This is a genomic window from Luteimonas suaedae, from assembly GCF_008312895.1.
Classification (GTDB): domain Bacteria; phylum Pseudomonadota; class Gammaproteobacteria; order Xanthomonadales; family Xanthomonadaceae; genus Luteimonas; species Luteimonas suaedae.
Genome location: NZ_VSSP01000001.1, coordinates 846,615 through 872,690 on the forward strand (window position 1 = coordinate 846,615; position 26,076 = coordinate 872,690).

Consider the following 26,076-nt stretch of genomic DNA (forward strand, 5'->3'; position numbering starts at 1 on the left):
GTGATCGGTTGGATACGGTTCTCAACGGCGTCGGGAGGGAACTGTTGGATGAAGGACGGGAATGGCTCATGGCCGCGCCTCCCCGCAGCTGCCGCGGACCATCAGCTTTACCGGCGCGATCACACGACGTGGCGCGGCTTCGGGATCACGCACGCGTTCGAGCAGCAGTTCCGCGGCCAGGCGGCCGCAGGCGCGCGGCTGCACGGCCAGCGTGGTCAACGGCGGGGTGGACAGTGCGGCCTCGCTGATGTCGTCGAAACCGGTGAAGGCGAACTCGGCGCCCGGACGCACGCCACGCGCACGCAGGCCGAGCATCAGGCCGAAGGCGACGTTGTCGTTGTAGCAGACCGCCGCGGTCGCGTCGGGCGCGCGCTCGAACAGTCCGGCGGTGCGTGCGGCGGCGTCGACGCGGGTCGGACTCGACTCGACCAGCCAGCCCGCTTCGGGTTCGATGCCGGCATCGCGCATCGCCTCCAGATAGCCCTCGCGGCGCTGCCGGCACGAGCTCGAATCGGCATGGCCGCCGAAGAATGCGATCCGGCGGTGGCCGAGCGCGAGCAGGTGCTCGGTGGCCAGGCGGGCGCCACGCTGGTTGTCCAGGGCGAGGAAATCCCATTCGTGGCCGGACAGTTCGCGGTTGAACACCAGCACCGGCGTGCGCACGCCGAGCAGGCGCCGCAACGCCGCGCCGTCGCTGTGCTCGGCCGGCGACAGGATGATTCCGGCCGGGGCGTGCTCGACCAGCGAAGCCAACACCGCATCCTGGCGCTCCGGCGACTCTGCGGTGCTGCCGAGCAGGGTCACGTAGCGGCCCTCCCCCAGCGCCTCGTCGACGCCGGCGGCGAACTCGGCGAAGAACGGGTTGGACAGATCGTTGACCACCAGCGCGACCGACGAGGAGGTCTGCCGGCGCAGGTTGGCCGCGGCGCGGTTGTAGACGTAGCGCTGGCGCTTGAGCTCGGCCTCGACCCTAGCGCGGGTGTCGGCATGCACGAGCGGGCTGCCGCGCAACACCAGCGACACGGTCGCACGTGAAACCCCACAGCCATTTGCGATGTCGGTGACGGTGACGGCTTTGCGCCTGGACTTGGCTTCAGTCATCGGAATCCCCCTTCTGCGAATCCTTGGGTACAACCGATTATTGCCGAAATGAATCGATTCAAGCCGGCAGCCATCGAAAGCCGCCCTGCATGCCGCACGCTGCACGTCGATACTCGTCTGCGCTCAACGTGCCGCTTGGCGCGCCGCTTGCGGGGCCGAAGGACAGGCCGGCGTCGGCCGGCTCGCAGCCGCCACACCCCAGTCCGATGGCTCGCTGCCGAGTTCGAAGCGCAGCTCACCGCCGTCGCGCAGACGCGACCAGTCCAGCCAGACCTCGTCGTGGGCCTGGCCGTCGACGCCCACGCCGGTCACGTACTGGACCGCGCGACCGTCGGCACCGGGCGCCGCGATGCGCAGCGTGCGGCCCTCGCCGAGATCCAGCTCGATGCGCTCGAAGCGTGGCGGGTGCAGCAGCAGTTCACCGGTGCCGGGCATGGCCGGGTACAGGCCGATCGCGCTGAACAGGTACCAGGCCGACATCGTGCCGAGATCATCGTTGCCGGTGACACCGTTCGGTGCGTTGGTGAACAGCGTCTGCGCGGCGCGCACCACGGTGGCGGTCCGGGCCGGATCACCGAGCAGGGTGTACATCCACGGCACGTGCATGGTCGGCTCGTTGTTGGGATTGAAACGGAACTGGCCGTAGTACTCGTAAGGGCCGGCCACCCACGCCGAACGTGCCCGCTGCAGGTCCTGTCGCAACACGTCGATCGCAAAGAAGGCATCCAGGCGCTCGAAGGTGCGCTCGGTACCGCCCATCGCCTCCGCCAGACCCGGCGCGTCCTGCGGCGCCAGCCACTGGTACTGCCAGGCCGTGCCCTCGTGGAAACCGTAGTGCGAGCGCGGGCTGTAGAGGCCGGTCGGCGGCGTGAACCAGCGCCCGTCCTCCAGACGCGGCCGCGGGAAACCGATGAAGCCGCTGTCCGCCTCCTTCAGCGCGGGGTCCCAGACATTGCGCCAGTGGCCGCCACGCTTGCGCAGCTCGGCGGCATCGTCGGCATGGCCCAACTCCGCGGCCATCTGCGCCAACGCGCAATCGGCGACGGCGTATTCGAACGTGGCCGAGCCGGCATGGTGCGGATCCACGTCCATGCCCTTGGAAGGGAAGGCGCGGTCGAACTGGACAAAGCCCTCGGCCAGATAGTTCGGGTTGCCGCTGCGGCCGGCGTGGCGTGAATTCAGTGGCGGCACCTCGTAGGCGTTCTGGCGAAGCGCCGCCCAGGCCGGCGCTTCGCGCCCCTCGAGCGCACCGAAGCGCCACAGGTCGACCAGGAACGGGGTGACCGGATCACCGGTCATCACGTTGGTCTCGAAGTTAGCGTAACCCCAACGCGGCAGCCAGCCCCCTTGCTCGTGGATCGCCAGCACCGAGCGCGCGATGTCGCGCGAGCGCTCCGGCCGCAGGATCGCCAGCAACTGGTTCTGCGAGCGGTAAGTGTCCCAGAGCGAGAAGTATTCGTAGTAGGTCCAGCCGTCGGCGACATGGATGCGGTCGTCGTAGCCGCGGTAGCGGCCGTCGGCATCGCTGCCGGTCAGCGGCTGCAACAGGACGTGGTAGAGCGCGCTGTAGAACACCGTGTGGTCGTCGCTGCTGCCGCCCGCGATCCGCACCGAGGCCAGTTCCTTGCGCCAGACCTCCTGGGCGGCCTTGCGCATCGCGTCGAAACCGATCAGCTTGCCGTCCTTCATGCCGTCGGCGCGCAGGTTGATGCGCGCGCCTTCGGCATCGACATGCGAGATTGCGCTGATCGCGGTCACTGTCCGTTCCTTCGAGGTGTCGAAGGTCAGCCAGGCACCGTTCCAGGGGTCGTGCTCGCCCTCCATGCTGAAGCGCGCGCCGGGCGTACCGCCGGCCTGGCCCCAGGTACCGAACGACTTGAACGGACGGTCGAACTCGATCCGGAACCAGGTGCTGTACTGGTGCCCGCCACAGAAGCTCAGCGTGGTCACCTTGCCCTCCACCACCCGATCACCCACCACCTCGACGACACTGCCGATCACCCGGTGCCGCGCATTGGCCTGGCTGACGTTGACCAGTACATGGCCTTCGGCACCGCCGGCCGGGAAGGTGTAGCGCTCGGCCGCGGCTCGGGTCAGTGCGGTCGCCTCGGCATCGATGCCGCCATGCGGCCCGTAACCGGTATCGGTCAGCCGCACCTTGTAGTAGCCGGCCTGGCCGACCTCGCCGTCGTGTGCATAGCTGGAACCGTACTTGCGGTGGTCGAAACTGTCGGCGCGGGTGGTATCGAACGTGTCACCCGGGCCGATCGTGCCGACCACCGGCAGTACCGACACCTGCCCACCCTGCTCCCAGCAGCCGGCCCCGGATATGAAGGAGTGGCCGAAGCCATGGATCTTCGGGTCGTCGTAGCGCCAGCCCGAATAGTGCTCGCCGATCGGCGACACCTGGATCAGACCGAACGGCGCCGAGGCACCGGGGAACGTGTTGCCGTCGTCTTTGCTGCCGATGAAGGTATTGACGACTGCGGCGAGATCATCGGTGGGTGCGGCTATTGCGGGCGCGGACAACACCATCGCGGCACCAAGCGCGAACGCGCCGATGCTTCGACGACACTGGATCAGGGCGGACGACAACGGGCTTCCAGGCACAAAGACACCTCTGAAAATCAGTTCGCTGCAGCGGTGCAGCCGGGGTGGTGCGTCCTGCAGCATCGCTCTCGCGGCGCTGCGGGATTCGGTGCCCACGGGCCGCGATCGCGGCTCGTGGCTTGAAAACATGTCGGGGCGAAAAAACGAGTCCGGCCGGACAGGCTTCGAGGGATGAGAGCAGAACGTGTCTTCCCGCTTTTGCCACGATCTAAACGGTCGACCTGGTCAGGGCAACCTCACGCCTGAATCATTCTTCCCTCGGAACTGGATCGATCTAAATCAATCACATCATGCACTGTTTTGCATTCCGCAGTGCAACATGAGGCTTAGTTGAACCAGGCTATCCCCGCAGCATCTGTCGGGTGACCAGACCGAAGCAACTAGCTGTTTTCAGATGTTTTTCAAGGCCGATCCCAGGGCCGCTACACCATTGCGGTCGCTCTGCCGCCAATTCGACTCCAGCCGTGGCAATCCGCTGGCTCGATGCTGCATCGCCGAACGACGGACCGCCCCGGCCGAGGGCCTAGAACTCGTCGGCGCCACTGCTCGCGCAACAGGCCGATGCTGCGGCATCGACCCCGGCGCCGGCCATGACCGTGATCCGCCCCGCCGCCTGCCGCGCCAGCGCCGCGATCGTCGTGGCGCCGGCCAGTGCGGACGCCGCCTGCCCACGGTCAATACCCGCTCGCAGCCAAGCGCGATCGCCGCCTCATTGCGCGGGCCTGGTCACGGAGGCATCCAGTGCGCGATGGAACGTAGCCCCGAGCGGACCGGCGGAGGCGACCAGTTCACGACAGGTTTCGACATCGACCTCGCCGGCGGCGTCGAACGCGCCGATCACCACGCCGTCGCAACCCAGCCGCTCGCACATTTCAATGTCGCGAAGCATGACCTCGCGCTCGGACCCGTCATAGAGAAACCTGCCGTATCGAACCAGCAGCGGCGCATCCAGGCTTCCAGGCTGTCGTCCTTGAACAGCACGATCAGAACGACCAGCACTAGTGTCTACACCAGCGTAGAACACGACGCCTGCATCAATCCATCGCCGACATCAGCGCCGACAAGCCCCATACCACCACGCTAAGACCCACTACGAAGCAGATCACTGGCCACACGCCTTCCTGGAAATTGAACTTCACATTGTTGCGCCAATCCCGGCGGCACGGATCGTCCGGTTCGATCACGTACTGCGCTTCGATCTCCGCTGGCCACTTCGGCACCTTGCTCGTGTACATCGCGATCCAGCGGCCAAGCGTCACCACCGACCACACCGGGGATAGAAAAAGCAGCAGGATTGGCTTTTCCGACCCCTGCGCGAATACACGAACAATCCCGAACCAGAACCCTTCACGACGCCCGTCGATCGGCATGCAGATGTCGCTGTAGCGCCAGTTCTGCTCCACGCCGTCCGGCTCTTCCATGTAACGGCGGATGTATTCCCACAGAGCCCGCACCTTGTCCTTCTTTCCCATGTAGCAGTATGCCAACGTAAACGTATCTACCACCGTCTTGCGGTCCTTGCCCATCACGTGTGCGCGCACGTCGTAGGTCTTGCCGTAGGCCGGAATGATGCTCTCGCCCACGCAGAAATACAGCTTGTCCCAGTCCGCCTCGATGATCCTACCGTCAGGGCGATACGCATGTACCTTGCGTTTCTTGCGGTTCAACCGGATCGGGTAATGCGTTTGGCGGAAGGCTTCGAGGCGGAAGCCGTACCAGGCGATCCAGAAAAATAGAAAGCAGAAAGATAGAACGAAGGCCAAGAAGGCCCAGGATTCGAGATTGTTGTGGCCAATGGCAATTAGCGTAAAAGTTGGGGCTGCGTACAAAAATGGACTGGCCACCATCATCGCGAAGATCACCGACCACCCCTTCGGGGCATACCAACGATCCACCAACTCCATATAGGTGCTGTTGATCTTGATCACCGACAGTTCATCGCGCACTTGTGTATTCAGCTTACGCTTGCGGTCCAGACGATCCGCCCTCTCCTGTTCGGTCAGCGGACGATCGACCTTGTAGGCGGTGAACCGCCCTTGTCCCGTGAAGTCCATTCGTTATCGCCCGCCACCGCCTGCCGTACCCAGATTCGCCTTCAAAAGCGCGTCAAGTTCGGCCATTTCCTCCTTCTGCGAGCCGAACCGCGCGCCACCTGCCGTGCCGAACCAGCAGCGCCGCATCCAAGCCTCCAGATTATCGTCCTTGAACAACATGATGAGTGCGGCGACCAATACGGCAATTGCCGCAAGGACGATACCGACGCCGGTGGCTGACAGGCCAAAGATCAAGGGACCGAACCAACCAGCAAGAACAGCGAAGGCGCCAACCGCCGAAACTGCGGAAACGACGTAAAGCGCGCCCATTCCAATTTCGCCGCGCCCAAATGAATCTGCAGCGTTCTTCAAATCCCAGAACGCAAAAATCACCGCGGCCGCAAAGCCCAATGCACGTCCCGTAACGCGCAAGAATCTCGACCATGTTTCGCCGATCCTCACCGCCAACCGCGACCCAGCCTGCCTTCCGTTCTCCAACGCCGTGTGCAGCCCGTCGCTCACCGCCGCCACAACGCCCAGGATCGCCGCGGAGTAGCGCCAGCCGTTCTCCTTGCGCGTCTTGTCGGTGCTTTCGTCCAGTTCCTTCGCCAGCGACTTCAGCGACCATACGCTCAGCAGAACGCCCACGATCCCGCCGTTGATGCCGTTGGTCAGCGTCCGCCAGCGGCTTTGCGGGCTGCGCTGCCAGTCGTCGAACGACATCACCGATTGCCCCGCCCGCCGCAACTGCTCGCGCGGGCTCATGCTGCCGTCGATCTCGCCCAGCGCCAGTTGATCCACCCGGATCTGGAATGTGTTCTGCCCGCGCCGTCCCGCCCCGCGTGCGCGCGTGGTCTGCCGATTCCCCTGCGATTGATTGCGCATGCGCGTGCGCAGCCGATCGCGGTCCAGCCGCCCTAGTTCGGGATTGGCCCGCACCATCCGCTCGACCAGGTCGTCGACCGCCTGTTCTAGCGAGCCCGTCAACTGCGTATAGACCACCGGCTGCCGCGCCACCAGCCCTAGGCCGATCACCAGCGGGCCCACGCCCCGATTCAACGCCCGGTCCAGCGCCGTCATCACCGGCCCGGCCACCGCCATCAGCAGCCGCGCCGGCGTGTTCTGCTGCGAGGCCGGAAGCTCATGCAACGCCCGCCTGTAGCCCTCCAGCAGCGTCCCCCAGGGCAGGGTTCCCGCCTGGCGCAGGCCGATTCCCGCGCCGGACGCCAACGATTCCACCACCGCTTTTTGGTTCAGGCTGATCGCCCGCAGCAACAGGTTGCCTTCCTCCACATCCTGCGCGCCCAGCCATTCCACGTACTGCTTCGCGTTGATCGCGATCGACTGCGTGTCCTGGATGCACAGCAGCACCGTGTCGCAGTAGGCCACCCCGGAGGCGGGATCGTTCTCGTCGTGATTGCAGCTCATGCAGCCCACCATCTGTGGGCTCTTGAGCCATGCCACGTGCGCATGCGCCAGCGGCACGATCACCTCGCGATCGAACTTCTGCAGCGCCGGCTGGTAGGTCTCGCGCTGCCACTTGCCGGGCTGGCCGTCCTGCAGTTTCTTCCGGTACTTGCGCCACGCCGAGTCCGAGGAATTCTGAAGCTCCTGTGCACCGATCCCGGACAATGCGTCTTCCCGCGCCTGCTCGACTTTCCTCTCCCATTCCGCGCGGTAGCCCGGGTCGTTTCGCATCCGCTCGTGGTGCTGCGTTTCCATCTGGTATCGCGCCGGGTCGCGGGGGCCCTCTCCGGTCGCCCACGGAATCCCCCGCCAGTACTCGAGGTCCTGGGCAGCCTTGTCCTGCGCCGACTTCACCAGGTCCAGTTCGGCGTTGTTGCGCACCGCCTCTTCCAGCGAAGCCATCAGCGTGGACACCGCCAGTGGCCGCTTGAGCGACGGCTGCACCATGAACTCCGACAGCCGCTCGTTCATCAGGCTCGCCAGATCCATCGCCATGCCGGCCGGGTCCTCCAACGCCACCATCGCCGGCGGGTACGGACCCGGGCTGCCGCCGGCCGCCTTGCCCAGTTCGCCGGCCTCGGCCGCCTGCTCCTGGAAATCCTCCGCCATCCCCGCGCTGTTGTGGAAATCCGCCAGCGAGAAATCGAAGGCCGGGTACGGCTTCGCAACCACCGTCACCGCTTCCAGTTCCACTTCCAATGGTTCATCGTCCGGTTCGCGCCCTTCCCGGATCGCCTGCTCCCGACGCGCCGCATGTTTGGTCTCACGCGCCTGGTTGCGCGCCCGCCGTGCTTCGCGCTCTGCCTCGCTTTCGCCCGGGCCGTTCGAGGGCAACGGCAACGCGAACTCGCCTACGTGCGCGGTCAGCTTCGACAGGCTATCCAAATGCGGCTGGGTCTGCTGGCCCTGGCCTTTAACCCATGCGCCCACGTCCACCCGGCGCATGTGCTTCTCGCGGTAGGCTTGCTGCTTGTGCTTGCGCCACACCGCGGGCGTCCACGCCACGTCCGAGAAGCCGAACCACACCGCCCCGGTCTTGTGCGCATCGGGAACGATTACGCAACGGCCCAGTTCCGGATTACCGTGCCGCGAGCAGACTTCGCGGATCTCGTCGTCGCCCAACGGCGGGGGCGGCGAAGGGTCGCGATGATCGAACCCGTGCAGCGTGCCGTACTCGTCCACTTCGTACGCGCTCCATGCGCCGCGGGTCTCGTTGAACACGTACAGGTACCCGCTGCGCAACGTGCGCAAGGTGTAGCGCGCCGAATTCTCCGGCAGCGCGATGTCCGCGCCTGCGAACGGCGCGCACAGTGGCGGGGCCTTTTCCGCGACTGCCGCGTCGTCGCGAGCGACCGCATAGCGCACCGGCAGGATGGGCAGGCCGGGCTTGACGCAATTGGGGCAAGGGTCTTGTTGTGTCTGGTCGGTCGCGGTCATGCTCGTCAATCCTTGTACAGGGGTCACGCAGCGCCATCTCGGCGCAAGAAGTCGTCTTTCAGCAGGGTATCGCAAGCCACGACGTAGCTGGTCTCGAGCTCACGCGCCTGCCGCAATCGCAGCGCCACCGCCGGCAACCGTGCGATTCCGGGACCATGCTCCAACTGCTGGCGCGCGTACAGCATCGCATCTACGCTCTGCACCAATCCTTGCCGCCGCGCTTCCAGCAGGCTTTCGAGCAGGCGGCGGGCGGTATCGCCGTCGGAAGATTCGCCCTCGTCGGCAAGATCGCGCAGGCAGCCGTTCAGTGCCTCGAACTGCTCCACTGCCTGCCATTGCCTGGAGTCCAGGCGCAGCCTCGGATGCCCAGGCACGTCCGGTCGGCTCCACTGGCGCCAGCGCCTGCATAGCGGATCGAAACCCAGCCATGTTTGCGCCGGTCCCATGAGCACCGCTAGTTGTTCCTTATCGAGCAGCCATTGCAAATGCCGAAACACGCGCGGGTCGTGGTAGCGCAGCCACACGCGCCGGCCATCGTCGCGCCGGAGCAGCATTCTGGCCAGAAGGCCCGCCCTGACGCGACCCGGTGCGTGCGCACTCGAAAACAGGGCACTGAACAGCGGCATGTGATGATGGCGCGACCAATGATCGGCGCGTTCGAGCAGCTCGATTCGCCGCGACTCTTCGACGCTTGCCAGATAGACAAGCAGCGGCATCATCCGCCGGTGCCGTTCCAGCCCTTTCGGCAGCAGGTACTGGACATCGAGATCGGCGTACTGATCGCTGCCGACCTGCATCGGGTTGATGATGGCGTAATCCTGCGCAAGGAACAGCCGATGGCCCAGCTCGACGATCATCGGATCAATCCAGGCTGACAACACCTGCCCCACCAGCATCGCCACGTTTCGCATCGAGCTCGCAGAACTTCGGTTCGGCTTCACCGAATGCTGGCGGCTGTCCACTCGCCGCCTGCGGCGACGTCCACTCCTTCTTCGTCGCCTTGAACTCGATGGTGCCGGGCGCGCCCAGTTCGATGTCACCGCCTTCCAGCTTCAGGTAGGCGCCCTGCGCGGTCAGCAGCACGTGCTTGTTGGGCGCGGCGACTTCCACGTCCGCCTGGGTACTGGCGACCGTTATGCTGGTCTTGGCCGCCACCTTGGCCAGATTCTTGTGCGCCCGCGCACTCACCTTGCCTTGTGCTGTGTGCAGGGCGATGCCCTTCTCCTGGTTGGGCTTGCCGGCCGGGGCGTTACTGCCTTGGGTGAACAAGGCGATGCCGCCGGCCGAGGCGATCACGGTGCCGGCCTGGCTTGCCCAGTCGAGATCGCTGCCGGCGATCAGGCTGGTCTGGGTACCGGAGACCCAAGCCTGGTCGGCCGGGGTCAGGCTCAACAGGCCTTCGGGGCTGCCGACGACCAGTTGTGGGGCGCTCCAGCCGGGGGCCTCGCCTTCGCCGCCGCCGATAGCGCCATCGCCCTGGCCCTCTCCCGCCGAGCGGGAGGGGGAGGAAGCGGAAGCGCCCGCGGCGGCGCCGCCCCGCTGGGTGGCCTGCATCGTCTCCTGCATGGTCTTGAGGCTCGCCTGCGCCGGGAGGGTGTCGGCATCGGCCGGAAGCGCCGCTTCCTGGCTCTTCGCAGTGTCCGCCAATGCCTGTAGCAGCTGCTCGCTCTCGCCCAACTGGCCAAGGGTCTGCGAGGCCGCCAGCTGTTGTGTGCCGGGTTCGGTGGTCAGCAACAGGCCGGCGCCGGCGCGGATGGCGCCGCTTGCCTGGCTCGACAGTTCCGCCCCGAATCCCCGGTCGGCGCCGCGCACGTTGTCCTCGCCGCCCTTCAGGTGGCCGAGAGTCAGCGTGGTCTCGTGTTGTGTCGTGGCCGCCTGGGCACGGCCTTGGCCGGGCGTGTCGTCCAGCCGCAAGTGCTGGTAGCCGCCGCTGCCGTCCTGGCTGCTGCCCAGCGTCTGGCTCTTGAACCCGGTGTACACGGCGGCATGCTCGTTGCCGTCGAACCAGGCCGCGGCATTGCCGGTGGCGCCGGCGCCGCCACCCGCGACCTGGTTGTGCGGCGCGTCGTCCTGACCTTTGCCGTTGTAGACACTGCCGATCACCACCGGCCGGTCGATATCGCCTTCCAGGAATGCGACCAGCACTTCCTGACCCTTGCGCGGAACCATCACCCCGCCCCAGTTATCACCGGCCCAGGGCGTGGCCACGCGCACCCAGGTCCAGGCGCCGTCGGTGCCGGGGGCGTTGTCGTCGCCGCTCGGGTGCGGATGGCCGCTGCTGGCATCGCCGCCGCGCTGCCAGGCGAACTGCACCTTGATGCGATGGTCGCGGTCGGTCAGCACCGGGCCGCCGTCGCTCACCACTATCGCGCTCTGGGTGCCTTGCACGGCGGGTTTGGGGTGCAGGCGCAGGCCATGGCCGTCGGTGGTCCTCGGGCGGTAGGGCACTGATGCCGGGATGGCGATGAAGGTGTTGCGGTAGAAGTGGGTCTCGTCCTGCGCGCTACCACCAGTGATGCGGGACAGCAGGGAGTCGACGGCGTGGGTGGCGGTCTCGGCGCTTCCAGTGTTGCCGGCTTCGGGGGCGCCCTCACCCCTGTCCCTCTCCCGTGAACGGGAGAGGGGTTCGTTCGCAGCCGCGAATCCCGCGTCGGATGACATTGCGGTCAGCCCCGACAGGGCATCGGGGAGGTCTGCGCCTGGCAGGGCCACGGGGCCGAGGGACGCTTCGAGGACGCTGTGGATCTCCGCACCCAGGTTGTTGCGGGCCTGATGTTCGATCTTCAGGCAGGTGAAACGATGGGCATCGGCGTCGAGCCTGGCGTGGCGCTGGACCAGCTCGAAGCGGACGCCCGGCGCGAGCCGGCGCCAGGTGCCCTGGCCGTCGAACGTGCGGGCATCGACCTGCAGCGCCTCCAGGTGCTGGCGGGCGCGGCGCTCGCCCTGGGCGCTGTCGTGCCAGGCGTAGGGGCCGGCGGTATCGTCGTCTTCGGCGATCGCGTCGCCGAAACGCTCGCCGTCGGCGGTAGCCGGGCGCATGCCCAGGCTGCGGTAGTCCCAGCTGGCGCGTATCAGCCGACCGGTCTGCCAGCGGCGTGCGCTGGACCACTGCTGAATGCCGTCCTCGCGCTCGGTGACGTCGCTGCGGTGGTAGCGCACGGGGCCGACATCGGCGAAGGCCTCGCCATGATCGGCCAGCACCAGCGTGTGCCGGCCGAGCGTGTCGGCGGCGGCATCGCCGGCGTGTTCGAACCAGCCGAAGATGCCCTCCTCCGCCAGCAACCGCCGCAGGAAAGCGAAGTCGCTCTCCTCGTACTGCGTGGTCAGGCTGCGCTTGGCGTACACGCTGCGGTCGGCCAGCTCCCAGCGCCACGCCGGCGCCAATGCCCCGGCTTCGGCGTAGTCGGCAAAGATGTCCTCGGCGATCTCCAGCACCGTCATGTCCTGGAACACGTAGCTGTCCACCCGCTGGCGCAGGAAAGCCAGCCACGGCTCCAGCACCAGCCGGTAGCGTGCCAGGCCACCGTTGCTGCCCAGCCGCTCGAAGGCGGTCACGTGGCCATGGAACGGGCGCAGCCGGGTGCGCGAGTCCGCGGTGAGCAGTTCCAGCAACAACGGCTGACCCAGCAGGTCGTCCAGCGACAGGTGTGCGTCGACCGACAGCGCGGTCAACTCGAAGCGGAAGCCGTCGTCCAGCGATTCGTGGCCGGCCAGCGTTTCGGCGACCAGGACATCCGGGCCCAGGCCGGTGTGCAGCCGCAGCAGCCGTTCGTGCTGCTTTGGGCCGGAGACCAGGGCGGTGAGTGCGGTGGCGAGTGCGTCCATGGCGATGCTCCTTGCGCGGCCCCGTCCATCCGGCCGGACGGGCAGGCGCCCGTGTCGACGGGCGCCCGGTGTGCCGCCTGTGTGTCCAGGTCAGGCGGTGATCCGCTCCAGCTTCAACGACGGGTTCTCGGTGCAGTGCAGCTGGAAATTGCGGCCTGCCGCGGAGATCGTGATTTCGCGGACGTTGCTGACGATGCGGTTGCTGTTGCCCTGCGCCTGTGCCGCGCCGCGGATGCGCCACGAGAACCGCGACAGCAGCGCCGCGAGGTTCCGCGCGTCGCCGCGTGCTTCGGGTGCGGCCTTGTCGAGCAGCTCGACGACATGCTCGGGCCGGATCCGGTTCCAGCTACAGACGCTCTCGGTGCCGCGGTCTTCACGGCCGAGCGCGAGGCTGTCGCAGTGGCTGATGGTGGTTTCCCTGTCGATTCCGTAAAAATCCATGATGTTTCCTCCTTGGGTGTGGCAAGGCGCCCTCGACTTCAGGCCACCTTGTACTTGAAAGCTCCGTTCTTGCCGGCCGCGACCTTGATCTGTCCGATCTTGCCGCCTTCGGCCATGCTTGCCAAGACGGTTTCGGCAATTTCCGGTAACAGCGTGCCGTTGAGGATGTGATCGACGTTGCGTGCACCCGAGTCCACTTCGGTGCAGCGCGCCAGCACCGCGTCGATCAGGCCCGCGTCCCACTGGAAGGCGGCCTTGTGGTTGGCGGCGACGCGATCGCGGATCCGGCCCAGTTTGAGGGCGATGATCTGCGCCAGCACCTCGTCGCCGATCGGGTAGTACGGCACCACCTTCAGCCGGCCCAGGAACGCCGGCTTGAAATGCTTCATCAGCACCGGGCGCAGCGCTTCGGCCAAGGCGTCGGCCGCGGGAACTTCCTTGGCGGGCTTGTTGAGGCAGGCCTGCATGATCTGCGGCGAGCCGACGTTGCTGGTGAGGATGATGAGGGTGTTGCGGAAGTCGATCTCGCGGCCTTCCGCGTCGTCCATCATGCCCTTGTCGAATACCTGGAAGAACATCTCCAGCACGTCGGGGTGGGCCTTCTCCACCTCGTCCAGCAGCACCACGCTGTACGGATTGCGACGCACCGCCTCGGTCAGCACGCCGCCCTCGCCGTAACCGACGTAGCCGGGCGGCGAGCCCTTCAGGCCGGAGACGCTGTGCGCCTCCTGGTACTCGCTCATGTTGATGGTGATGAGCTTGCGCTCGCCGCCGTAGAGGATGTCGGCCAGCGCCAGCGCGGTCTCGGTCTTGCCGACCCCCGAGGGTCCGACGAACATGAAGACGCCGCGCGGCTTGTTCGGATCTTCCAGCTTGGCGGTCGCGGTGCGCACGCGCTGGGCGATGGCGTCGAGCGCGTGATCCTGGCCGATCACCCGCTCGCGCAGCAGGCCCTGCAGCCCGCGCACCGTGCGAATCTCGTCCTTGACCATGCGCCCGAGCGGGATGCCGGTCCAGGCGGAGACGATTTCGGCGACCACGGTGCCGTCGACCTGCAGCGGCACCATCGGGGTCTCGCCCTGGAGCTCGCGCAGTTCCGCCTGCAGGCGTCGCAGCTCGGCATGCTTCGCGGCGTCTGGGCCACCAACCGCGGCACCGGCGGCCGCGGGAGCGGCAGTGGTCTTGCCGCCTTTGCCTTTCGCGACTTTCGCAGCCTTGGTGGCGTTCGCGCGCTTGCCCGTTCCGCCGCTTTCGGGGGACGGCTGGGATGGTGGGAGCGCACCGGGCGAAGCCGCGGCGGCATCGATCCCCTCGGCTCCGGCCGCCCCCGCACCCGACCCCTCCCCCGCTTCCCCGGTAGAGGGAGTGCGATCGTGACCCTGCTCAAGCTCGGCGCGCAGCGATTGGATCTGCTGCGCGAGTGCGGTTTCGCGCTGCAGCCGCGCCTCGTTGTCGGCCAGCACCTTGCGTGCCTGCGCCTGCTGTTCGCGCAGTTCGCCCAGGCGCTCGTCATGGTGATTCGCACCGCCCGCGGTCTCGCGCCCGAGCGCGGCGAGCTCGGCCTGCAGCCGGTCGAGATGACGACGCGTGTCCTCGATGATCGCAGGCGTCGCGCTCTGCCCGAGCGCCACCTTGGCGCAGGCGGTGTCGAGCACGCCGACCGCCTTGTCCGGCAGTTGGCGGCCGCTGATGTAGCGGTGCGACAGCCGCACCGCTTCGGTGATGGCCTCGTCGAGCACGCGGATGCCGAAGTGCTGTTCCATCAGCGGCACGATGCCGCGCAGCATCGCCGCGGCCAGCGGCTCGGTGGGCTCCTCGACCTTGACCACCTGGAAGCGGCGCGCCAGCGCGGCGTCCTTCTCGAAGTATTTCTTGTACTCGCTCCAGGTGGTGGCGGCGATGGTGCGCAGCTCGCCGCGCGCCAGCGCCGGCTTCAACAGATTGGCGGCGTCGTTCTGCCCGGCCGAACCGCCGGCGCCGATCATGGTGTGCGCCTCATCGATGAACAGGATGATCGGATGCGGGCTCTTCTTGACCTCGTCGATCACGTTCTTCAGGCGGTTCTCGAACTCGCCCTTCACGCTTGCGCCGGCCTGCAGCAGGCCCATGTCGAGCACGTGCAGCTCCACCCCCTGCAGCACCTCGGGCACATCGTGCTCGGCGATGCGCCGCGCCAGGCCCTCGACCACCGCGGTCTTGCCGACGCCGGCCTCGCCGGTGAGGATCGGGTTGTTCTGGCGCCGGCGCATGAGGATGTCGACCAGCTGGCGGATCTCGGCGTCGCGGCCGATCACCGGGTCGATCTGCCCGTCGCGCGCGCGCTGGGTGAGGTTGGTGGTGAACTGGTCGAGGGCCGGCGTTTTCGACAGGCCGCCCTGACCGGGCGCCGCGTCGCCGTCCGCCCCGTCGGCGGACGTCTGCCCATCGGCATCGACGAAGCCCACGCCCTGCCCCGCCTCCTGCGAACCCTCGGTCAGCTTGGCGAAATTGTGCTTCAGCTCGTCGCGCTTGAAACGCACGAACTGCTTGGAGCCGCGATAGGCCAGCTGCGCCAGGTCCGGCTCGGTCAGCAGCGCCAGCAGCAGATGACCGCTGCGGATGCGGGTGGTCCCTGAATCCAGCGAAGCCAGCAGCCAGGCGTGCTCGAACAGTGCCGGCAGGTGCTGCGAGAACACCGGCGTGCGGGTATTGCCGGCCTTGAAGCGGCCGATCTCGTCGGCCAGGTCCTTCTCCAGCGTCTCCAGCGAAATGCCGCTGCGCCGCGCGATCAGCACGAAGTCGCTCTGCGGTTGCTCCAGCAGCGCCAGGAACAGGTGCTCCAGGTCGACCTCGTAGTGTCCGCGCGCCATGCACAGGTTGGCCGCGCGCTCGGCCGCCTGCCGGCAGGTGTCGTCGAGCTTGCTGATCAGGGTCTTGAGATTGATGCTCATGCTTGAACGGATGGCTCCATGCTGGATCGATACATTCCCTTCCCGGCCGACACACCATCACCTGCCGCAACGGTCGGTATGGAGTCCGGCTCCACGCCTGCGTGGCTCGATGCGGGGGCGTTCATTGCAGCGTGTGGATGCCGTAGCCGGCATCGGAACGGGGGATTTCGGAGGGCCGGGTGCAGACGTAGCTGTCCCAACCCAGGCGTGCGCCATGCTCGCCGCCGATGCCGGCACCGCGCACGTCCTCGGCCTTGAGCACCAGCCGCACTTCGTACTCCAGGCACGACCCGGTGAGCAGCGTCAGCCACTTGGCGAGCGCCTTCGCCGCGTCGCCGCCGGGCAGGAACGCATCGAAGCGGTCGCGATCGAGCGGACCGATCATCAGGCGCAGGCGCAGGTCGCGCTGCCAGACGCGATCGCCGGCCAGCGCATTGGCGCCGAGATTGGCGTTGGCCATGCCGAGCCGGGTCGTCTGGTGCCCGGGGACCTGATACCAGGCACCGACGAACTGCTCGACCCGGATGTCGATGCGGAAGTAGTCGGCGAGCATGTGTTGCAGGAACGCCGCCGATACCGGACGCTGGCGCACCCCACCGGCGTAGTAGGCGATCGCCTGGTCGAACACGTCCCCCTGCCCGTCCGCCATGCGGTCGCGCAGGCTCGGCATGCCGACCCCGGACAACGACAGCACCAGCGGCAGGAAGCGCTCGCGCCGGTCCAGCTCGTACTGCATCGCCAGCCGGTATTTTTTCCATGCCGCGTAGTGTTGCGCGAGCGCACGGCTGGTGAAGATGTCGAGGAAGGCTCGCGCCGCGCGATCGCGGTGGTAGACCTCGCGCTCGTGCAGCATCTCGGTGTAATGCAGCGGCAGCGCACCGGCGGTGCCGAGCAGCCCCATGAACGCCGGCGTGATGTGCACCTGGCCGATGCTTTCGGTGGCGATCGCGTGCTCGAGGGCGGCGCTGTGCGCCAGCGCTTCGCCTTCGGTGGACCAGGCACGCACCTCTTCCAGCTCGGCGGCCGGGAACCCGAGCGACAGGGTGTTGCGAAAACGGACCCGCTGCGGGATCACGTCCTCCGCCGTCGCACCCTGGTGGTGGAACAGCTGCTCGATCACCCGCATCGCCTGGAAGTACTCGAAGCGGTGCGGGTGCTCGAACAGCTGCTGTGCTACGCCAGGATCGACTCGCCGCTTCGCGGGTCGCATCGGACCAGTACCTCTTCGTTGTGGCTGGAGATCAGGATGAGCTGGGTGAAGCTGTTGGCATGGACGTACAGGCCGAAGAACCGGTCGAGCACGTGGGCGAAGGCGGCGACGCCGGCGCCGACGAAATTCGCCTCGTCGATGGTCACGCGGATTTCGATGCCGCGGACGACGGACGCGAAATGCTTGCCCGACATCCACGCCGTGGTCGGTCGATGCTCGAGACCGACGATGCCCTCGATCTGGCGGCCGGACACGCTGCTGGCCGAAAGATCGTACAGCCGCAGCATTTCCTTGAGCGCGGGCAGTCCGCTCTGGGTCAGCGACAGATGGTTCAACGCCAGGTGTGAGATCAGCCGCCAGTGCGCACCGCGGCCGCGACGGAACCGCAGCGGCCGGCTGGGCTTGCGCAGCAGGCTGATCGTGCGCGCGGGGCTTCCGCCCTCGATGCTCAGGTCACCGCCGGACACGCCGTAAGCCAGGTGCGTGGGCAGGTCGCGATTGCTGCAGGTCAGCTCGATGCTGACCACGTCGGTCTTCGGCACCGTCGGGTTGAAGTCCAGGTCGACGAACGACAATTCCGTTTCATAGCCGGGGCTGTGCCGGGCGACGGCCTCGTCCCGGCGCGACAGCCAGTAATGCCCGGTCTTGTCCGGATCCTCGCCGTGATGCAAGGAATAGAACGGCCGGAATTCCTGGACCTGCTCGCCCTGTGGAGTCTGGCGGACGCGCTTGACAGAATCGATCGAATGGATTTCGTAGGCGAACGCGCGCCGCGCATCGGCGACCACCGGATAGTGGGTCGTGCGCTGGGTGACGCGAATCGGCTCGCCGTGCTGACCGAACAGGTTGACCACCGGCGTGCAGCCGGAGAGCACATTGTCGCGGCTCAAACCCTCCAGCACCCGGCTCGAGGGCTGGTCTGGCGGCATCGCCCGCAGGATCAGGTGCAGGGTGAAGCCACGGCTCGCCTGCGCGCTCACCGGCTTCAGGTCGAGATCGAAGAAGCCGAACTTCTCCGGGAACGCGAACAGCTCGGTCAGCAGCCGGTAGGCGGGATGGGCGCGCGCAGGGAAATCGATCAGCGCCTCGTCTGCGGTGAACCCGACCGGCCGCAGCGGCACCGCTTCCAGCCGTCGCCAGCGGCCATCACGGTCGGCCTCGACATAGGCATTGGCGACCTGTAGCGACAGCGCGTCGCGCAGCGCCGCGCAAAACGAAGGTTCGCCATCGACGAACAGGCGCAGCGCCTCGCTGCCGAGCTTGGCGAACGACACCTGGTCCGACAACAGCTCGAAGGTCAGCGAGATCTGCGCGCCCGACCCCGGCGGCAGGTTGACCGCCATCGGCGCCTCGGCGACGGCGCGATACTCGGCCGACCGCAGCACGATCGGCGCCAGCTGCACGTCGTAGGCCGTGCGGAAACGGCAGTTGACCCCCCGCACCGGACGCGACTGCAGCTGCGTGCCGCGCGGGATGCGCACCGGTGCGCTCAGCTTCGCCGCCGCGGGCCCCATGTCGAAACGGGCGATCGAGCACGACGGGAACGGCCGCAGGTAGTGCGGATACATCACTTCCAGCAGCGCGTCGGTGAACTCGGGGTAGTCGTCCTCGATCCGCTTCGACACCCGTGCGCTGAGCAGCGCGAACGACTCGATCAGGCGCTCGACATGCGGATCCTGGCTGCCGTCCGCCGACAGCAGCAGACGCCCGGCGATCTTGGGGTAGCGCTCGGCGAACTCGCGCCCATAACGGCGCAGGAAGGCCAGTTCGCGCTCGTAGAACGGCAGCAGGTCCTGCATCTCAGGCCGCCTGGCGCCGCAGACGGCTGACCGAATACTGCAGGGTCGTCGGCTGCAACATGGCATCGAAACTGACCGCCTCGCGCGCCGGCTGCAGGTCCAGCAGTCCGTGAATGGTGAAATGCAACCCGGTCCCCATGTGCGTGTCCGAATCCAGCCGCACCTGCACGTTGTGCAGCCGGCGCTCGTGGCGGGCGATCGCCTGCTCCAGCGAACGGCAGATCGCCGCGCGGTCATAGGCGTTGGCCAGACTCATCGAAGAAAAGTCGCACAGGCCGTACGTCATCAGCGACTGGCGGCAGTTCGGGTACTCGCCCAGGTCATCCTCGGAGAACGCGGATCGGCTGTTGAGCAGCCCCTCCAGGTCGCGGGCAACGGATTCCTTGTACTGCTCCACGGAAATCGACTTGAACACGTTGTCGCCGGGCTTGGCCCGCGGCGTGTCGTCGAGCAGTTTTTCCAGCAGGCTCGGTTCGAATCCCTTCATTGACCGTCATACCTCATAAGCGGCTTGTCCAGCCGCGCGACCTCGATACCGGACCTGCGGCCGTGATCGCGCTTCCTGCGACCCGGCCGCGGCGGCGCATTCCATGCGCTGTGCGCGACGTCCGGGCCAAATGCGGTGGCGCGTGCAGCGCCACCGCAAAGCGTCATCAGGCCGTGTAGTTGGGAACGTTCTTGATGGCACTCCACTGCGCAACGGTCTTGCCGCCGACGCCGCCTTCGGGCTTCTGCTGGTTGTAGGTCCAGCGGATGGCGCCGAAGCTCAGCTGTACGACTTCCTGCGGCATGCCGTCTTCGTCGACGGTGGTCGTGACGCGATGGACCAGTACGTTCAGCAGCTCGACTGCGTAGTAGTTGAGCGCGTTACCGTCCTTGTCGGCACGCATGAATTCCATGCGGGCCTTGGGGAAGGTCGTACCGTTCGCGCACGCCTGGTTCAGGGCGGTGGTGGACAGGTCGATCGACTTGACGATCTCGATTGGCGACAGGTTCACGCGTGCCGCGGACTGGCCACCGGAGGTGGACGCCGTGGCCGAGCGCGGCTGCAGCAGATCCTGCGAGAACGACTTGATCTCGATCCAGTTCGGGTGCTTGTCGTCCCGCGATTCGCCCTTGATGGTATCGATTGAGAGGAATGCATGTTGCATATCTTGGTTTCCTTGTTCCGATCTTCCGTGAGATTGAGGTCGCCGGGCAACGGCCCGACAGTCGGTTACGAACCGCCCCGCGGGGCGGCTGCGTCACTGCAAATGCGGGATCTCCGTCCCTTGACGCTACGAAAAAGCGTTACGACTTCTTGGCACCGGCCGGCAGTTCGGCCACCAGTCGCAACGAAACGGACAGCTCGTCGAGCTGGAAATGCGGCCTGATGAAGGCCACGGCACGGTAGACACCGGGCTTGCCCGGCACTTCCGAAACCTGGATGGAGGCTTCGCGCAGCGGGTACTGCGCCTTGGCCTCCTGCGATGCGTTGTCGTCGAGCAGCACGTACTGGGCGATCCAGCGATTGAGGAAGTCCTCGACGTTGCCCGCCGAAGCGAAGCTGCCGATCTTCTCGCGCATCATCGCCTTCAGGTAGTGGGCGATGCGCGACACCGCGAAGATGTACTGCAGCTGCGCCGACAGGATGGCGTTGGCGTTGGCCGAGTCGGTGTTGTACTTCTTCGGCTTCTGCGCCGACTGCGCGCCGAAGAAGGCGGCGTAGTCGGTGTTCTTGCAGTGCACCAGCGGGATGAAGCCGAGGTCGCTGAGTTCCTTCTCGCGGCGGTCGGTGATCGCGATCTCGGTCGGGCACTTGAGCGCGACCTCGCCGTCGTCGGTACGGAAGGTATGCGTGGGCAGGTCCTCGACCAGACCGCCGCCCTCGACGCCACGGATCGCCGCACACCAGCCGAAGTCCTCGAACGCGTGCGTCAGGCGCGCACCCATCGCATAGGCGGTGTTGCACCACAGGTACTTGCCATGGTGGGTGGCCTCGACCTCCTCGACAAAGTTGAAGCCCTCCACCGTGGTGCCGTCCTTCGGGTTGTACGGCAGGCGGCCGAGGAAGCGCGGCAGGGTCAGGCCGACATAGCGGCTGTCCTCCGACTCGCGGAACGACTTCCACTTGGCGTACTCGACGGTGTCGAAGATCTTCGCCAGGTCGCGCGGCTTGCCCAGGTCGGTGAAGCTCTCCAGGCCGAACATGTCCTCGGAGGCCGCGGTGATGTACGGCGCGTGCGCGGCTGCGGCCACGTGCGACATCTGCTCGATGAAGTACATGTCCTCCGGCTGGCGGCCGATGTGGTAGTCGCCGATCAGGGCGCCGAACGGCGCACCACCGAAGGTGCCGAACTCCTCCTCGTAGACCTTCTTGAACAGCGCGCTCTGGTCGAAGTCGATCGCCGACTTGAAGTCGCGCACCAGGTCCTTCTGCGGCGCGTTCATGACCTTGACCTTCATCATTGGCCCGGTCGACGTCTGCTGGCACAGGTAGTGCAATCCGCGCCAGCTGCTTTCCAGCTTCTGGAACTCCGGCACGTGCATCACTGCGCTCAGCTGCTCGGAAATGATGCGGTCGAGTTCGGCGACGCGCGCATCGAGGGTGAGGTTGAGGTTGTCGGAAACGACGACGGTGCCGTCCAGCACCTCCTTCGCCAGCTCCGAGATGATGTCCTTGGCGCGCTGGTGCTCGGCGCTGGACTTGGCCACCTTGCTCTGCTCGACGATCTGGTCGAGCAGACCGGCCTCGGTGACGGTGGCGGCTTCTTGCGTTGCGGTCGTCGCTTCTGCGGCCATGGTTTACTCCTGGTCCTCGCTGCCGAGTTTCTTCAGCTGCTCGGTATTGGTGAGCACATCGTTCAGCAGGTCCTCGAGCTTCTCGTTACCGGCCAGCTTGTTGCGCAGGTCGGCCAGCTTGGAGCGCGACTCGAGCAGCCGACGCAGTGGTTCGACCTGCTCGACCACGGCCTCGGGCCGGAAGTCGTCGATCGAGTTGAACTTCAGTTCCACCGCGAACTCGCCGCCCTCGTCGCTGATCTTGTTGGGCACGCGATAGACGGCGCGCGGCGCCATGCCCTCCAAGACCTCGTCGAAGTTGTCGAGGTCGACGTTGACGAACTTGCGGTCCTTCAGCTTGGGCAGCGGCTGCTCGGGCTTGCCGCTGAAATCGCCGAGCACGCCAACCACGAACGGCAGCTCCTTCTGCTCGATCGCGTCGCCCTTCTCGACGTCGTAGGTCAGCTGCACGCGCGGCGGGCGCACCTTCTGCAGGCGCTTCTGGACACTATCCTTCTTGGCCATCTCACTCGTCTCCTGACGATGGGTCGGGCGGAACGAACTCTCAGTTGCCGCCGATGTTCTTGAATGGATCCGCGCCGGACTGACCGCCCGACTCGTTCGAAGCGCTGCTGGCGGCGGGACGCGCAGGCGCCTGCGCCGCCGGTGCCGGCGCCCGGCGCACCGGTCTGCGCGCGGCGGTCGCCTTCTGCGGCTCCTCGGGCGCGAGGATGTCGTCGCCCATGGTCGCCTTCAGCGTGCCGGCCAGGGTCTCGGCTTCGCGCCGCGCGGTTTCCGACGCCAATGCGCCGCGCCCCTGCAGGCGCTGCAGCGAGTGGTTGGCGATGCGGAACCCGCTCACGGTGAGAATGCCGTCGGCGACCATGTCATCCGGGTCCCGTTGCAGGACCTCTTCGGCCGCGACGATGGCACGCGCGTAGTTGGACTTGTCGAACTGGAGTTGCGCCGAGCGCACCCACGGTTCCTTTCTGGTGGGATCGGCCTTTGCGGCGTCGGCAAAGGCGACCAGGGCGGCATCGACACGCCCCGTACTCACCGCGGACTCCGCCTGCGACATCAGGCTGCCATAGTCGGAGACACTCCCGCCTCCGGTCGTCGCGCATGCTCCCAGCAACGACAGCAGCACCAACCCCATCAATCCCTGACACGTTCCTTTCCCGCTCCATCTAGTCATCATGACCGTCCCAAATCAATCCTGATTCATTCCATGTGCCCACACGGTCCCCGTGTGACACGACCTGAAATCCGTCCGCAACGCCGCCTCGGGCGATCGGCCGGATTTCAATTCCTGCTTGTTTCTGGAGTGGGTATAGTAGGCTTTCCCTGCTGCGTCAAGATGACATTCCCCGGCAGACGCCCCGGCTCCGGAAGGGTCGCCGCCTGCCCCATGCGCCCCGGCATCGCGCGCCGGGAGCCCATCCATTAAAAACCAGCGAACCAGGCGATTCAAGTATGGACACACATTTCGCAGCCCGCGCCGTGGCCGGAACCTCCCCTTCGCGACTCCGTTTCCGCCTACCCGCACGGCTTGCGCTGGTTGCGCTCCTCGTCGCGCTCGGCGGCTGCGCGAGCGGCGGCGGCGGCATCGGCAAGGCGGTCAACCGCACGCTGGAGAGCGTCGGCCTCAAGGATACCGACACGCAGCAGGAGGAAAAGCGCATCCCGCTGCGGCTGTACGCGGGAGACAACCTCAACGCCGGCAACGACCGGCGGGCGCTGGCGGCGGTAGTGAAGGTCTACCACCTGCGCAGCAACCGGCGCTTCGAACAGGCGCCGTTCGACATGTTCCTGGACGAGGATCGCGAGCGGCGGGCGCTGGGCGACGACCTGATCGCGGTCAACGAGATCGTGCTGATGCCCGGGGCGCGGCACGAGGTCGAGGAGCGGCTCGCGCCCGAAGCCGAGATGCTGGGCGTGGTGGCGCTGTTCCGGGCCCCGGCGAACAGCCGCTGGCGCTTCGCCTTTGACGGTCATCACAAGAAAATCCAGAAGGAAGGCGTGACCGTCGGCCTGCACGCCTGCGCGATGACCACCAGCAGCGAGGCGCTGATCACGCGCATCGCCGGCGACCCGGCGAGCCTGGCGTCCGTACAGTGCATGTCGCCATGACCGGCACGGGGTGACGTCCGCCTGCTAAGATCGGCCGACAGGGGGGAACCCGCGGTGGCATTGCCTGATCCGCGACCGCATGGGTAAGCTCCTTCCCGAAGGATCCGGGTACCGGAACGACGTCCGGCGCCCCGCTCGTGCCGCAGCGATGCGGCATGACGAACGAACAGCCAAAGGATTGCAGCGTGTCGCATGTGAGTCGGATGTCGAAGGTGTTCTGGGGCGAGGGACTGTTCCTGCGGCCGCAGCATTTCCAGCGCCAGGATGCCTACCACGAGGCGCGCCTGCAGGATCTCGCCCGCAGCCTGCACCCCCACGCCTGGGGCGTGCGCAGCCTGCGCTTCGACCCGCAAAGCCTCGCCACCGGCAGCCTGCGCGCGCTCGAACTCTCGGCGATCTTTCCCGACGGCGAGACCTATGACGCCCCTGCGCACGACGAACTGCCCGACGCGCTGTCGCTGGGCGACCTGCCCGAGGGCGTGCAGGCGACGACGGTGCACCTTGCGCTGCCGCTGATCCGTGAGCACGGCGGCAACTGCGGCGACAACGGCGACGGCGCGCAGTCCGCGCGCTTCGTGCAGGACAATCAGCCGACGCCGGACCTCTACACCGATGCCGCCGAGGCGGAGCTGTCGTACCTGCGCAAGGCCGTGCGCCTGCTCACCGACGACAAGCCCCGCGACGCCTACGTGACGGTCGCGGTGGCGCGGGTGCGGCGCACGCCGACCGGCGGCTTCGAGTTCGACGAGGCATTCCAGCCGCCGAGCCTGAGCATCGGCGCCGCCCCGCAACTGCGCATGCAGCTGCGGACGCTGCTGGACTCGCTGCAGGCCAAGGTGGACGCGCTGTACGGGCTGCACCGCCAGCCGTCGCAGCACATCATCGAATTCCGTTCCGGCGACATCGCCTCGTTCTGGCTGCTGCACACCGCGACCTCGGCCTTCGCCACGCTCTCGCACCTGTTCCACAACGCCGGGCTGCATCCCGAGCGCCTGCACCAGGAACTGCTGCGGCTCGCCGGGGGACTGCTCACGTTCTCGAAGGCCTATGGGCTGTCGGACCTGCCGAAGTACGACCACGCCGCCCCCGAGGCCGGTTTCGAGCGCCTGTTCGGCATGATCCGCGAACTGCTCGAGACGGTGATCTCGGCACGCTACTTCCAGATCGCGCTGTCCGAGGTCAAGCCGTCGTTCCACGTCGGCCGCATCGATTCGCAGCGGATCGACGACAACTCCGCGTTCTACCTGGGCGTCGCCGCCGACATGCCGGGACAGGAATTGGTGCAGACGGTGCCGGTGCGGTTCAAGGTCGGCGCCCCGGACGACGTGGAGAAGTGCGTGCTGTCGGCGTTGCCCGGCGTGAAACTGACCCACGCCGCGCAGGTGCCTGCCGCGATCCCGGTACGCCCGGGCAGCTACTACTTCGCGGTCGAGGCACGCGGCCCGCTGTACGAACGGATGCTCAAGGCGCAGTCGCTGATGATCTACGTGCCTTCGGGCCTGCGTGAACTCAAGCTCGAACTGATCGCGGTGGCGCCATGAACTCGAAGCTTCCCCCCGTCCCCGCCCCGATGCCGTCGCTCACGCCGCAGCACGCGGCCGCGCCGGGCGCCGGCGCCGCCACGCCGCGCAGCCTGCTGGACCTGATGTCCGATGGCTTCTACCTGCTGCTGCTGCTCAAGCGCGGCCAGTTGCCGGATAGCGTCGACGGTTTCGTGCAGTCGGTGCAGCGGTTCCTCGACGGCGTCGAACGCGGCGCGATCAAGCTCGGCATCGCGTCCGAGGACGTGTACGCCTCCAAGTACGCCTTCTGCGCCGCCGTGGACGAGGTGATCCTCTCGCAGCCATCGTCGATCCGCGACGCCTGGGAACTGCAGCCGCTGCAGCTGCGCCTGTTCGGTGACCATCTCGCCGGCGAGCACTTCTTCGACCGCCTCGAGGAGCTGCGCGCGCAGGGCGCGCCGCGGCTGCCGTCGCTGGAGGTCTATCACTACTGCCTGCTGCTGGGCTTCGAGGGCAAGTACCGGCTCGAAGGCCCGGAGAAGCTGGGTTACCTGACCGCGCGCCTGGGCGACGAGATCGTCTACCTCAAGGGCAAGCGCACCGGCTTCGCGCCGCACTGGCCGCCGCCGGACAACGTCGCCCACGCCCTGCGCCGCGTGGTGCCGCTGTGGCTGCCCGCCGTGCTGGTGGGCACGTTCGGCCTGCTCGGCTACTTCGGCCTGAGCGCCTGGCTCGGTCACCAGACCGAGCAGCGCATGGCCGCCTACCAACAGGTCGTGCAGATGCCCGAACGCACGGCCCACGTCACCATCACCCTGCCGTGAGAACGAT

The 26,076-nt window shown here is 66.9% G+C and carries 18 protein-coding genes and 1 pseudogene; 3 read left to right on the plus strand and 16 right to left on the minus strand.

The window, feature by feature from the left end; translation table 11 throughout:
- Positions 1-66: 66 nt before the first annotated feature.
- The 16 genes and pseudogenes from FXO19_RS03640 to FXO19_RS03725 all read right to left on the minus strand — a co-directional run bounded on the left by FXO19_RS03640 (position 67) and on the right by FXO19_RS03725 (position 22,670).
- Positions 67-1,101: a LacI family DNA-binding transcriptional regulator gene (locus FXO19_RS03640; RefSeq protein WP_149193667.1), complete on the minus strand. Its 1,035-nt coding sequence runs from the start codon at positions 1,099-1,101 to the stop codon at positions 67-69.
- A 123-nt stretch (positions 1,102-1,224) separates the two neighbouring features.
- A complete protein-coding gene (locus tag FXO19_RS03645) occupies positions 1,225-3,636 on the minus strand; it encodes a GH92 family glycosyl hydrolase (RefSeq protein WP_149193836.1) in 2,412 nt (803 codons plus the stop codon).
- A gap of 598 nt (positions 3,637-4,234) precedes the next feature.
- Positions 4,235-4,735 (minus strand): annotated as a pseudogene (locus FXO19_RS19110) (copper homeostasis protein CutC).
- Positions 4,736-4,745: 10 nt separating this feature from the next.
- A complete protein-coding gene (locus tag FXO19_RS03660) occupies positions 4,746-5,765 on the minus strand; it encodes a DUF6708 domain-containing protein (RefSeq protein ID WP_149193669.1) in 1,020 nt (339 codons plus the stop codon).
- A gap of 3 nt (positions 5,766-5,768) precedes the next feature.
- Positions 5,769-8,648, minus strand: coding sequence for a T6SS effector BTH_I2691 family protein (locus tag FXO19_RS03665; RefSeq protein ID WP_149193670.1), 2,880 nt, complete (start codon positions 8,646-8,648; stop codon positions 5,769-5,771).
- A 23-nt stretch (positions 8,649-8,671) separates the two neighbouring features.
- Positions 8,672-9,544: a DUF4123 domain-containing protein gene (locus tag FXO19_RS03670; RefSeq protein ID WP_255516287.1), complete on the minus strand. Its 873-nt coding sequence runs from the start codon at positions 9,542-9,544 to the stop codon at positions 8,672-8,674.
- On the minus strand, positions 9,510-12,473 hold the full coding sequence (locus FXO19_RS19515) for a type VI secretion system Vgr family protein (RefSeq protein WP_255516272.1): 2,964 nt from the start codon (positions 12,471-12,473) through the stop codon (positions 9,510-9,512). Before FXO19_RS19515 ends, FXO19_RS03670 begins: the two co-directional genes overlap by 35 nt.
- Positions 12,474-12,563: 90 nt before the next feature.
- Positions 12,564-12,914: a hypothetical protein gene (locus FXO19_RS03685; RefSeq protein ID WP_149193672.1), complete on the minus strand. Its 351-nt coding sequence runs from the start codon at positions 12,912-12,914 to the stop codon at positions 12,564-12,566.
- Positions 12,915-12,952: 38 nt separating this feature from the next.
- Entirely contained in the window at positions 12,953-15,844 is a 2,892-nt protein-coding gene (locus tag FXO19_RS03690) for a type VI secretion system ATPase TssH (RefSeq protein ID WP_149193673.1), read from the minus strand.
- A gap of 121 nt (positions 15,845-15,965) precedes the next feature.
- On the minus strand, positions 15,966-17,054 hold the full coding sequence (gene tssG, locus FXO19_RS03695) for a type VI secretion system baseplate subunit TssG (protein WP_149193674.1): 1,089 nt from the start codon (positions 17,052-17,054) through the stop codon (positions 15,966-15,968).
- Entirely contained in the window at positions 17,018-18,853 is a 1,836-nt protein-coding gene (gene tssF / locus FXO19_RS03700; RefSeq protein WP_149193675.1) for a type VI secretion system baseplate subunit TssF, read from the minus strand. The genes tssG and tssF overlap by 37 nt, the downstream gene beginning before the upstream one ends.
- 1 nt (position 18,854) lies before the next feature.
- A complete protein-coding gene (gene tssE, locus FXO19_RS03705) occupies positions 18,855-19,340 on the minus strand; it encodes a type VI secretion system baseplate subunit TssE (protein WP_149193676.1) in 486 nt (161 codons plus the stop codon).
- Positions 19,341-19,506: 166 nt separating this feature from the next.
- Positions 19,507-20,004, minus strand: coding sequence for an Hcp family type VI secretion system effector (locus FXO19_RS03710; protein ID WP_149193677.1), 498 nt, complete (start codon positions 20,002-20,004; stop codon positions 19,507-19,509).
- 139 nt (positions 20,005-20,143) lie between these two features.
- Positions 20,144-21,634 carry a type VI secretion system contractile sheath large subunit gene (tssC, locus tag FXO19_RS03715; RefSeq protein ID WP_149193678.1) on the minus strand — a complete coding sequence of 497 codons (1,491 nt, stop codon included), beginning with the start codon at positions 21,632-21,634 and terminating at the stop codon, positions 20,144-20,146.
- Between the two features lie 3 nt (positions 21,635-21,637).
- Positions 21,638-22,138 (minus strand): type VI secretion system contractile sheath small subunit, encoded by a 501-nt coding sequence (gene tssB / locus FXO19_RS03720; RefSeq protein ID WP_149193679.1) that lies wholly within the window; start codon positions 22,136-22,138, stop codon positions 21,638-21,640.
- 40 nt (positions 22,139-22,178) lie between these two features.
- Positions 22,179-22,670 (minus strand): tetratricopeptide repeat protein, encoded by a 492-nt coding sequence (locus tag FXO19_RS03725; RefSeq protein ID WP_255516273.1) that lies wholly within the window; start codon positions 22,668-22,670, stop codon positions 22,179-22,181.
- 416 nt (positions 22,671-23,086) lie between these two features.
- Here FXO19_RS03725 and tssJ point away from each other — a divergent pair, with 416 nt between their 5' ends.
- From tssJ to FXO19_RS03740, 3 genes are all read left to right on the plus strand, one after another.
- The gene (gene tssJ / locus FXO19_RS03730; protein ID WP_149193681.1) at positions 23,087-23,743 is read left to right on the plus strand and encodes a type VI secretion system lipoprotein TssJ; all 657 of its coding nucleotides are present in this window, start codon (positions 23,087-23,089) and stop codon (positions 23,741-23,743) included.
- A 203-nt stretch (positions 23,744-23,946) separates the two neighbouring features.
- Positions 23,947-25,284 carry a type VI secretion system baseplate subunit TssK gene (gene tssK, locus FXO19_RS03735; RefSeq protein WP_149193839.1) on the plus strand — a complete coding sequence of 446 codons (1,338 nt, stop codon included), beginning with the start codon at positions 23,947-23,949 and terminating at the stop codon, positions 25,282-25,284.
- Positions 25,281-26,069, plus strand: coding sequence for a DotU family type IV/VI secretion system protein (locus FXO19_RS03740; protein ID WP_149193682.1), 789 nt, complete (start codon positions 25,281-25,283; stop codon positions 26,067-26,069). Before tssK ends, FXO19_RS03740 begins: the two co-directional genes overlap by 4 nt.
- Positions 26,070-26,076: the final 7 nt, after the last annotated feature.

Coding starts and splice junctions, on each gene's coding strand:
- FXO19_RS03640 (WP_149193667.1), bottom strand. CDS start 1,101: ATGACTGAAGCCAAGTCCAGGCGCAAAGCCGTCACCGTCACCGACATC.
- FXO19_RS03645 (WP_149193836.1), bottom strand. CDS start 3,636: ATGGTGTTGTCCGCGCCCGCAATAGCCGCACCCACCGATGATCTCGCC.
- FXO19_RS03660 (WP_149193669.1), bottom strand. CDS start 5,765: ATGGACTTCACGGGACAAGGGCGGTTCACCGCCTACAAGGTCGATCGT.
- FXO19_RS03665 (WP_149193670.1), bottom strand. CDS start 8,648: ATGACCGCGACCGACCAGACACAACAAGACCCTTGCCCCAATTGCGTC.
- FXO19_RS03670 (WP_255516287.1), bottom strand. CDS start 9,544: ATGCTGGTGGGGCAGGTGTTGTCAGCCTGGATTGATCCGATGATCGTC.
- FXO19_RS19515 (WP_255516272.1), bottom strand. CDS start 12,473: ATGGACGCACTCGCCACCGCACTCACCGCCCTGGTCTCCGGCCCAAAG.
- FXO19_RS03685 (WP_149193672.1), bottom strand. CDS start 12,914: ATGGATTTTTACGGAATCGACAGGGAAACCACCATCAGCCACTGCGAC.
- FXO19_RS03690 (WP_149193673.1), bottom strand. CDS start 15,844: ATGAGCATCAATCTCAAGACCCTGATCAGCAAGCTCGACGACACCTGC.
- tssG (WP_149193674.1), bottom strand. CDS start 17,054: ATGCGACCCGCGAAGCGGCGAGTCGATCCTGGCGTAGCACAGCAGCTG.
- tssF (WP_149193675.1), bottom strand. CDS start 18,853: ATGCAGGACCTGCTGCCGTTCTACGAGCGCGAACTGGCCTTCCTGCGC.
- tssE (WP_149193676.1), bottom strand. CDS start 19,340: ATGAAGGGATTCGAACCGAGCCTGCTGGAAAAACTGCTCGACGACACG.
- FXO19_RS03710 (WP_149193677.1), bottom strand. CDS start 20,004: ATGCAACATGCATTCCTCTCAATCGATACCATCAAGGGCGAATCGCGG.
- tssC (WP_149193678.1), bottom strand. CDS start 21,634: ATGGCCGCAGAAGCGACGACCGCAACGCAAGAAGCCGCCACCGTCACC.
- tssB (WP_149193679.1), bottom strand. CDS start 22,138: ATGGCCAAGAAGGATAGTGTCCAGAAGCGCCTGCAGAAGGTGCGCCCG.
- tssJ (WP_149193681.1), top strand. CDS start 23,087: ATGGACACACATTTCGCAGCCCGCGCCGTGGCCGGAACCTCCCCTTCG.
- tssK (WP_149193839.1), top strand. CDS start 23,947: ATGTCGAAGGTGTTCTGGGGCGAGGGACTGTTCCTGCGGCCGCAGCAT.
- FXO19_RS03740 (WP_149193682.1), top strand. CDS start 25,281: ATGAACTCGAAGCTTCCCCCCGTCCCCGCCCCGATGCCGTCGCTCACG.